We start from the raw sequence: 8,874 nt of genomic DNA, 5'->3' as shown, positions 1-8,874 counted from the left end.
GTAGGCAAACATCCCGGCGATGGCGATGCCACCCGTCAGGGCGTGGCCGAGAAATACCCGATCCGACAACAGGCGACCGTACTGCCTGAAAGCCCCCGACAACGGCTGACGCGGCACATGCGCGGGCAGACTTTCCGGCAATCCCAGCGCCACGGCCAATCCCGCCAAGGCACTGAAACCGGTCAACACCAGAAAGATCGACTGCCACCCCGTGGTGTTGACCAACAAGCCACCGAGCATCGGCGCGAGAATCGGCGCCAGGCCCATGACCAGCATCAGTTGCGAATAGACTTTGGCCGAACCCACGGCATCGCATTTATCGCTGACCACTGCACGGGAAATCACCATCCCTGCGCAACCGCCTAACGCCTGGACAAAACGTGCGCCGATCAACCACTCAAGGTTCGGCGCATAGGCGCAGGCCAGCGAAGCCAGGGTGAATAAACCGACCCCGGTCAGCAACGGAATACGCCGCCCGAAACGATCGGCCACCGGGCCATAGGCCAATTGACCAATCGACAAACCGAGGAAATACGCCGCCAGCGTCAGTTGCACATGTTTTTCATCGGTGCCGAAGGCCAGCGCCATTGCCGGGAAGGCCGGCAGGTAGAAATCGATCGCCAGCGGACCGAAAGCGCTCAGGGCGCCAAGAATCAAAATGCTACGGAAGTTCATCAGGCATCCAGTTGGACATGAGTCGTCAGGCCGACAGTCTAGCCGTGCATGAACGCCTTGAACATTCCGATAGCTTGCTAACTAACAAAAACTGCTGAATGGATGCAGATCCATGTGGGATCGGGCTTGCTCCGGGCGGCGTTCCGACGAAGACGCAATGTCAGCCGATATCGATGTTGAATGTGCCGGCCCCTTCGGGGGCAAGCCCGCTCCTACAGGGGATTGCGCTGGGTCAGGCGACTTTGGCGTCGTAGCCCTCTTCGGTGATCGCGGCGATCACTTGCTCGGTCGTCAATGCGCTTTCAACCCCGACTTCCTTGGCGGCCAGATCGACCCGCACACTAGCCGCCGGATCTTTGGCTTGCAGCGCCTGAGTAATGGCTTTGACACAGTGTCCGCAAGACATGCCCTGAACGTTGAACACTTGCATGGTGTGACTCCTTTATTGAGGTTGGGAGCAGTCTCGGGCTTGCCACCATGGCAAGGTCAAGTTCTTCAACAATCTGCCGGGCTGGCAATCGACGTCGCGCTCGGCCAAGCTTTGGGCATCAATGACTCGACTTCAGGAGATTCAGCCATGCGCTGGTCAGCTTTCAGCCTGTTTGGCTTCCTCAGCCTGTTTGCCGCGACACCTTCGGTTCACGCCGCCGGGGAGAACTATGGCGTACTGATCATTTCCCGCGAGCGCCTGGAAGTTTCAACCTCCTGCGAGATCGGTGTGTACCTCCAGGATGAACTGTCCGCGCGGCTGTTCCAGGAGCAAAGTACCGCGTTCAACCTGCCGCCGGGCAATGTGTCCCTGCGCCTCAAATTGCTGCCGGGCAATGTGCCGGGTTGCAACCCGGGCATGCTCGTACCGCCCGCGCAGAACATCGAGCTCAAGGCCGGCGATGTGTTGAAGTACCGGATTGCGATGTCGCAGGCAGGGATGTACCTCAAGCCCGCCGTCCTCGACTACTGAAGAAACCCCTTGTGGGAGCGAGCCGGCTCCCACAGGGGTACTGCAGAGGCACAAATAATGGCGCTTGACCTTGCCCGCATGGCAAGGTTGATCCTGTAGGCTTCTACTACAGGGAGTGCGACCGATGTCCGAATCCACCACATTCGATCTGCCGATTGCCGGCATGACCTGCGCCAGCTGCGCCGGGCGTGTCGAGCGAGCCTTGAGCAAAGTCATCGGCGCCTCAGCCGTCAGCGTCAACCTGGCCACCGAACAGGCCCGCGTCCAGGCGCCCAGCGACAGCTTGCCCGCGTTGATGGACGCGGTTGCGCAGGCCGGTTACAGCGTGCCGCAGCACAGTCTGGAACTGAGTATCGACGGCATGACCTGCGCTTCGTGCGTCGGCCGGGTCGAACGTGCGCTGGCCAAGGTGCCGGGGGTCAAGAGCGTCAGCGTCAACCTGGCCAACGAGCGCGCCCACCTCGAACTGCTCGGCCACATCGAACCGCAATGCTTGATCGCGGCGGTGACCAAAGCGGGTTACTCCGCCAGCGTCCGGGAAGTCGAACACCCGCCAACCGACACTCAACAACAGCGCCTGCACCGTGAGCGCTGGGCGTTGATCATGGCCATCGCCCTCGCCTTGCCGCTGGTGCTGCCGATGCTGCTACAACCGTTCGGCGTGCACTGGATGCTTCCAGCCTGGCTGCAATTTGCGTTGGCAACGCCGGTGCAGTTCATCTTCGGTGCGCGCTTTTACGTGGCCGCCTGGAAAGCCGTGCGCGCCGGGGCCGGCAACATGGATTTGCTGGTCGCCCTCGGTACAAGCGCCGGTTACGGCTTGAGCGTTTACGAATGGGCCACTGCCGCTGGGCGCATGCCACATCTGTATTTCGAAGCCTCGGCGGTGGTGATTGCGTTGGTGTTGCTGGGCAAGTACCTGGAAAGCCGCGCCAAACGCCAGACCGCCAGCGCCATTCGCGCCCTTGAAGCCTTGCGCCCGGAGCGAGCGATTCAAGTCATCGATGGCCGCGAGCAGGACGTTGCCATCAGCGCATTGCGTCTCAATGATCTGGTCATGGTCAAACCCGGCGAACGCTTCCCGGTGGACGGCGAAGTGGTCGAAGGCCAGAGCCATGCCGACGAAGCGCTGATCAGCGGCGAAAGCCTGCCGGTGCCCAAACAACCGGGGGACAAGGTCACCGGCGGCGCGATCAACGGCGAAGGCCGATTGCTGGTTCGCACCCAGGCCTTGGGCGCGGAAACCGTGTTGGCGCGCATTATTCGTCTGGTCGAAGACGCCCAGGCCGCCAAAGCACCGATCCAGAAACTGGTGGATAAAGTCAGCCAGGTCTTCGTACCCACCGTCCTGCTGATCGCGCTGGCGACATTCATCGGCTGGTGGTTGTAYGGCGCACCGATTGAAACAGCCTTGATCAATGCTGTCGCGGTGTTGGTGATTGCCTGCCCGTGCGCGTTGGGGCTGGCGACTCCGACAGCCATCATGGCCGGGACCGGTGTGGCGGCACGTAATGGAATTTTGATCAAGGATGCCGAAGCGCTGGAACGCGCGCATGAAGTCAGTGCAGTGGTGTTCGACAAGACCGGCACGCTGACGTCGGGTACACCGCGAATTGCTCACTTGACGGCCATTAACGGTGACGAAGCCGCCCTGCTGCAATTGGCTGGCGCGCTGCAACGGGGTAGCGAACATCCGTTGGCCAAGGCGGTGCTGGACGCTTGCACCGAACGCGGATTGACCGTTGCGAATGTCAGCGATAGTCAATCGCTGACGGGGCGAGGCATTGCCGGCACGCTCGATGGTCGTCGACTGGCATTGGGTAATCGCAGGATGCTAGAGGAAAGCGGGTTGGGCGCGGGCTCCTTGGCGGAGTCGGCAGCGGCCTGGGAAACCGAAGGCCGAACCCTGTCCTGGCTGATAGAGCAAAGCCCGGAATCAAAAGTGCTCGGCCTCTTCGCCTTTGGCGACACCCTCAAACCCGGCGCCCTGCAAGCCGTGCAACAACTCAGCGCGCGGAGCATCAGCAGCCACCTGCTGACCGGCGACAATCGCGGCAGCGCCAAAGTCGTTGCCGAGGCCCTGGGCATCAGCGATGTGCATGCCGAAGTGCTGCCCGCCGACAAAGCCGCCACCGTCGCCGAACTGAAAAAAACCGGCGTGGTGGCGATGGTCGGTGACGGCATCAATGACGCCCCGGCCCTGGCCGCGGCGGACATCGGCATCGCCATGGGCGGCGGCACCGACGTGGCCATGCACGCGGCCGGGATCACCCTGATGCGTGGCGACCCACGGCTGGTACCGGCGGCGCTGGAGATCAGCCGCAAGACGTATGCGAAGATCAGGCAGAACCTGTTCTGGGCCTTCGTCTATAACCTGATCGGCATTCCGCTGGCGGCGTTCGGTTTCCTCAACCCGGTGCTGGCCGGTGCGGCCATGGCGTTGTCGAGCGTCAGTGTGGTGAGCAATGCGTTACTGTTGAAAACCTGGAAGCCCAAGGATCTGGAGGACAATCGATGAACATCGGTCAAGCAGCCCGTCAAAGCGGCCTGAGCGCGAAAATGATCCGTTACTACGAGTCCATCGGCTTGCTCAAGGCCGCCCATCGCACCGAAAGCGGCTATCGCGTTTACGGCGACGACGATTTGCACACCCTGGCCTTCATCAAGCGCTCCCGGGACCTGGGGTTTTCACTGGAGGAAGTCGGCAAGCTGCTGACCCTCTGGCAGGACCGCCAACGCGCCAGCGCCGACGTAAAGGCCCTGGCCCGCCAGCACATCGACGAACTGAACCAGAAAATTCTCGAGCTTGGTCAACTGCGCGACACCCTGCAAGACCTGGTCGAGCACTGCCAGGGCGACCATCGCCCAGATTGTCCGATTCTCAAGAATCTTGAATCGGGGTGCTGCACCTGATGCACCGCTGATCCCTTGTGGGGGATTGGGGACAAAAAACCCGGCCGAAGCCGGGTTTTTGTTTAGCTGATCACTGCATCCAGGGCGGAGGCGGTTCTTCGGCTTTCCCAGGTGGCGCGTCGTCAGCAGCGCGGATCGCTTGCTTGCGCTCTTCGTCCAGCCGTGCAGCCTCGATTTCGCGCATGATCCCGCCGACGTCGGCCAACTCTTCCGGCTCGTCGAACTCCCCGGTCAAGATACTGGCCGGGTGCAAGGTGCCGGCTTCGTACAACGCCCACATTTCCTTGGCGTACCGGGTCTTTTTCAACTCCGGCGCAAATCGCCCGAAGTAAGACGCCATGTTGCCCACGTCCCGCTCCAGCATGTTAAACGCGTGGTTGTTACCCGCCGCATCCACCGCCTGAGGCAAGTCGATGATGACCGGGCCGTCCGGGGTCAACAGCACGTTGAACTCGGACAGGTCACCGTGCACCAGACCGGTACACAGCATCAGCACGATCTGCGAAATCAGGAACGCGTGATATTCACGGGCCTGGTCCGGCTCCAACACCACGTCGTTCAGACGCGGCGCGGCATCGCCGTATTCATCGGCCACCAGTTCCATGAGCAGTACGCCTTCGAGGAAGTCATACGGCTTGGGCACCCGCACACCAGCACCGGCCAGACGGAACAAAGCCGCCACTTCGGCGTTCTGCCACGCGTCTTCGGTTTCTTTCTTGCCGAACTTGGAGCCCTTGGCCATCGCACGAGCCTGTCGGCTGTTGCGCACCTTGCGGCCTTCCTGATACTCGGCCGCCTGGCGGAAACTACGTTTATTCGCCTCCTTGTAGACCTTCGCGCAACGTAACTCGTTGCCGCAGCGCACCACATAAACAGCTGCTTCTTTACCACTCATGAGTGGGCGCAGCACCTCGTCAACCAGACCGTCCTCGATCAGGGGTTCAATGCGTTTTGGAGTCTTCATCAGCTTTTATTGTGGGTCCTTTATTACCAAACACGCGAAAGTCATTCGTTATACGGCAATCCAGTCGTTCGGGGGAGGGGTTGCCGACCTATGAACGTCGTGAGGCACGCAATGTGCCGGATTAATCACTCATACGCCGCCGGCCGTCAATGACCGCCCGAGATCATAGCTGAGGCAACGACACGCGTAGGCGAAAGGTTTTGAGGGCATTTTCGACAGAAGCTGAAATCTTTATTCATACCGTTCAGTAGGATTTTTCCAAATCGGGCTCAATTTCCTCCGCCAGCGGCCGAAGTCCTCAAAGACACAGGCAATTATCCGCGAGCCATGAGCACTGCGTGGGCCTACAAGAAAATCTGGAGCGTGGATGAACATCAAACAGAAGTTGACCTGGGCGTTTGCAATCATCGCCTGCTTGCCCGTGGTGCTGGTCGCCACCCTCGTTGTGCTGAATTTGCGCAGTGATGCCAAGGCGAGTTTCGTCGACGGCAGCGGCCGCGAAATTCGTCAGGTCAGCAACGCCATGCAACTGTTTTTCGACGGCATCAGCCAAAACGTTGACTACTTGGCCAACCAGCCCCTGATCAAGAACTCCGACGACAGCCTCAAGACCTACATCAGCGCCAATGCCCAGAGCATTGCGCAAGGCGAGATGGACAAAAAAATCTTCAGCCTTCTCCAGGACCTGGGCAACAGTCATCCCTCCTACGCCTATGCCATTCTCGGCACCGCGGCCGGCGGTTATGTGTCCTGGCCGGACGATGCGAAGCTGAACAATTACGACCCGCGCCAGCGCCCCTGGTACAAAGCGGCCCAGGCCAAACCGGGCAAGCCGTTCCGCACCGAAGCCTACTATTGGGCGCAGGAGGACGCGACCTACGTCAGTACCGTGCGCACCATCGACAACCAGTTGGGCAGCAATGGTGGCGTAGTCAGCATCGACGTGACGCTCATGCAGCTCACCGAAATCGTCAAACAGATCAAGCTCGGTGAAACCGGCTACCTGATGCTGCTGGAAAATACCGGCACGGTCCTGGTGGACCCGAAACAACCGGAGCACAACTTCAAGCCACTGAGCAGCCTCGGCGAGGGTTACGCGCAACTGGCCAAGGCTGGCAAAGGCCTGGTGGAAGTCGAGCTGAACGGCGAACTCTACATGGCCAACGTCTGGCCGTCGGAGCAACTGGGCTGGACCTTTATCGGCCTGATCAAGCAAGACGACGTGTTGAGCTCGGCCACCCAACTGACCTGGCTGATAGCACTCATCGCAGCCGTGCTGGCCGGGTTCTTCGCCATACTCGGCGCGAGTTTCGCCAGTGTCATCGTGCGCCCGATCCGCAGCGTGGCCAGCGGTCTGGAAGGCATCGCTCAAGGTGAAGGCGACCTGACCAGAAACCTGGAAATCCGTGGCAGCGACGAAACCGCGCAGCTGGCCAGTTGGTTCAATCAGTTCTTGACCGCGATTCGCAACCTGATTCAAAGCATCGGCGGCGCTGCGACCAACATCCTCGCTACCTCCAAGAGTTCGAGCCAAGTCTCCAGCGACATGGCCGAAGCCGCCGGGCGCCAGCGTGAAGCGGTGGACATGGTGTCAACGGCGTTCCACGAAATGGTCGCCACCGCCAACGAAGTCGCACGCTCTTGCAGCCAGGCGGCGGACTCTGCCGACAACGGCCAGCGTCAGGCCCGCGAAGGTCAGCAGCAGATTGATGCGGCGGTGAGCAGCGTTGATCGCTTGAGCCAGGAAATCGAACAGTCGGCGCAATCGATGCAACAACTGGAACGGGACAGCAACGATATTCAGTCGATTCTGGGGACCATTCGCTCGATCGCCGAGCAGACCAATTTGCTGGCGCTGAACGCGGCCATTGAAGCGGCACGGGCCGGTGAGCAAGGGCGCGGGTTTGCGGTCGTGGCCGACGAAGTGCGGGCGCTGGCCAAACGTACGGCGGACTCCACGGCGGAGATCGATGGTCTGCTCGGCAACCTTGCCAAGCGCACCAGTCAGGTGACTCAACAGATGCATGCGAGCCTGGAAGTGTCGCAGCAGTCGGTGAACCGCATTGGCGAAGCGCGCAACAGCTTTGGGCTGATTCGCGAGTCGGTGGACGTGATCCGCGACATGAACACGCAGATCGCAACAGCGGCCGAAGAGCAGCATTGCGTGGCCGAAGACATCAACCGGCACATCAGCCAGATCCATGGGGATGCGCAATTGGTCGCGGAACTGGCCAACTCGGCACGCCTGGACTCGCAAAGCCTGGCCGGGCTTTCGAGTGAACTGGACGGATTGGTTCGGCGCTTTAGAACCTGATCCCCAAGAACACCGCAGAACAAATGTGGGAGCGAGCCTGCTCGCGAATGCGGACTTACATTCAACATAGATATTGAATGTGACGCCCTCTTCGCGAGCAGGCTCGCTCCCACAGGGGTCAAGTGGTGTTATTGCTTGAAGAGTTCGCCGGGGGTAAACCCGAACAGGCCTTTGAATGCGGCAATAAACGCCGACGTCGAGTCATAGCCACATGCCAGCGCGGCATTGGTCACGCTGGCGCGCTCCTCCAGCAAACTCAACGAAGACAACAACCGCATCCGCTGTCGCCAGCCGCGAAAGCTCAACCCGGTCTCGCGCTGAAACAGACGCATCAGGGTCTTTTCCGAGGTGCCCAAGCGCTCCGCCCAGAGCTGCAATGTCACGTTCTGCTCGGGACGTTCAATCAGCTCGTTGCACAATCCCAGCAGCCGCTCGTGCCGTGGCAACGGCAGGGAAAACCCCACCTCGGGCAAGTTCGCCAACTGATCCAGCAACACACCCACCAACCGCGCTTCCTGGCTGTCGCCCTGCGGATACTCCACTGGCAGCAAGCAAAAACTCTTGATCAGCTCCCGTGCCAGCGGTGTAACTTCCAGCACCCGGCAGCGCCCGTCCGCCCACTCACAATCCTCGCGGCGCACATACAGGCTGCGCATTTCGGCGCGCATCGAAGTCACGACTTGATGCTCCAGGTCCGCCGGAATCCAGATGCCCCACTGCGGCGGCGCAAAGAAACTGCCCTCGGCGGTGTGCACGCCGAGGACGCCGCTGATGGCGTAGGAAAACTGCACCCAATCGTGACGGTGCGGTGGGGTCCATGAACCGGCGTTCAGGCTTTCAACTCGCGCGAATAGCGGACGAGGTAACGCTGACAACGTCGGAATGATCCGCTCGAGAGAAACGTGTCCGTTAGTCGACATTGACTAGCCTTATGTCGCAAGATGGCTGATAAGCCCGACGTTAGGCTAAGTCACGGATCCATACAAATCTATTTGATGCAGATAATCCCTGTGGGAGCGAGCCTGCTCGCGAAAGCGGTGTTTCAGC

8 protein-coding genes and 1 pseudogene are annotated in these 8,874 nt (G+C 60.5%); 5 read left to right on the top strand and 4 right to left on the bottom strand.

Annotated elements, in window-relative coordinates; all coding sequences use genetic code 11:
• Window positions 1-675: multidrug effflux MFS transporter (locus AC1DSG_RS04440; RefSeq protein ID WP_477789765.1), on the bottom strand; the 675-nt coding region annotated here is incomplete at its 3' end.
• Window positions 676-907: 232 nt separating this feature from the next.
• Entirely contained in the window at window positions 908-1,105 is a 198-nt protein-coding gene (locus AC1DSG_RS04435; RefSeq protein WP_054043979.1) for a cation transporter, read from the bottom strand.
• A gap of 147 nt (window positions 1,106-1,252) precedes the next feature.
• Between AC1DSG_RS04435 and AC1DSG_RS04430 the strand changes: the two genes are divergently transcribed.
• From AC1DSG_RS04430 to cueR, 3 genes are all read left to right on the top strand, one after another.
• The gene (locus AC1DSG_RS04430) at window positions 1,253-1,636 is read left to right on the top strand and encodes a hypothetical protein (RefSeq protein WP_477789764.1); all 384 of its coding nucleotides are present in this window, start codon (window positions 1,253-1,255) and stop codon (window positions 1,634-1,636) included.
• A gap of 124 nt (window positions 1,637-1,760) precedes the next feature.
• Window positions 1,761-4,154, top strand: coding sequence for a heavy metal translocating P-type ATPase (locus tag AC1DSG_RS04425; protein WP_477789763.1), 2,394 nt, complete (start codon window positions 1,761-1,763; stop codon window positions 4,152-4,154).
• The gene (gene cueR, locus AC1DSG_RS04420; RefSeq protein WP_477789762.1) at window positions 4,151-4,549 is read left to right on the top strand and encodes a Cu(I)-responsive transcriptional regulator; all 399 of its coding nucleotides are present in this window, start codon (window positions 4,151-4,153) and stop codon (window positions 4,547-4,549) included. Before AC1DSG_RS04425 ends, cueR begins: the two co-directional genes overlap by 4 nt.
• Window positions 4,550-4,619: 70 nt before the next feature.
• Here the strand turns inward: cueR and AC1DSG_RS04415 are convergent, their stop codons facing one another.
• Window positions 4,620-5,513, bottom strand: coding sequence for a PA4780 family RIO1-like protein kinase (locus AC1DSG_RS04415; RefSeq protein ID WP_477789761.1), 894 nt, complete (start codon window positions 5,511-5,513; stop codon window positions 4,620-4,622).
• A 367-nt stretch (window positions 5,514-5,880) separates the two neighbouring features.
• Between AC1DSG_RS04415 and AC1DSG_RS04410 the strand changes: the two are divergent.
• Window positions 5,881-6,969: pseudogene (locus AC1DSG_RS04410) on the top strand (cache domain-containing protein); the annotation flags it as partial.
• Window positions 6,970-7,059: 90 nt separating this feature from the next.
• The gene (locus tag AC1DSG_RS04405) at window positions 7,060-7,827 is read left to right on the top strand and encodes a methyl-accepting chemotaxis protein (protein WP_477789767.1); all 768 of its coding nucleotides are present in this window, start codon (window positions 7,060-7,062) and stop codon (window positions 7,825-7,827) included.
• A gap of 128 nt (window positions 7,828-7,955) precedes the next feature.
• Here the strand turns inward: AC1DSG_RS04405 and AC1DSG_RS04400 are convergent, their stop codons facing one another.
• Window positions 7,956-8,747: an AraC family transcriptional regulator gene (locus AC1DSG_RS04400; protein WP_477789760.1), complete on the bottom strand. Its 792-nt coding sequence runs from the start codon at window positions 8,745-8,747 to the stop codon at window positions 7,956-7,958.
• Window positions 8,748-8,874: the final 127 nt, after the last annotated feature.

This window comes from Pseudomonas sp. P5_A12, from assembly GCF_056400685.1.
The sequence above is the reverse complement of the archived record's forward strand: the minus strand, read 5'-3'. Positions and strand labels throughout refer to the sequence as shown.